We start from the raw sequence: 589 nt of genomic DNA, 5'->3' as shown, positions 1-589 counted from the left end.
ATAATAATCGGCAGCAAGGAAGGCAGCGTAATGTAGAGCGTCTGTTTCATCCGCCCGGCCCCGTCGATCTCCGCCGCTTCGTATAGTGCTGGATTGATGCCGGACAGCGCGGCGAGGAAGACGATGGCCGAAAAGCCGAACTCCTTCCACAGATCACTGACGATGATCGTCACCCGAAACCATGTGCCATCACCGAGGAACATCACCTGGGGAAGACCCACCCATCCTAGCAATTGGTTCACCATTCCCTCCAGCGAGAGTAGATCGAGCAGAATGCCGCCAAGGATGACCCAGGACATGAAATGTGGCAGATAGACCAGTGTCTGCACCGAACGCTTCAGCGCCATGGAGCGAAGCTCGTTCAGTAACAGTGCGAAGAAGACCGGAACGACGAGGCCAAAGATGATCTTCAGCGTGGAGATGATGAGCGTGTTGGCGATGACCTGCTTGGAATCACTCAAGGTGAAGATGAGTTTATAGTTCTCCCACCCGACCCAGGCCGAATCGGATATCCCGAGCCATGGCTTGAAGTCCTGGAAGGCCATTATAATGCCCGGCATCGGAGCGTATTTGAAGATCAGTGCGATGA

Annotated in this window: 1 protein-coding gene; it reads right to left on the bottom strand. The window is 54.5% G+C overall.

The features are described from left to right. Positions 1-587 (bottom strand): ABC transporter permease subunit (locus ACFRAK_RS27480; protein WP_394572958.1); only part of this gene is annotated, 587 nt, incomplete at its 3' end. Positions 588-589: the final 2 nt, after the last annotated feature.

This window comes from Peribacillus sp. NPDC056705, from assembly GCF_043656335.1.
This window is presented reverse-complemented; position numbering and strand designations above follow the sequence as displayed.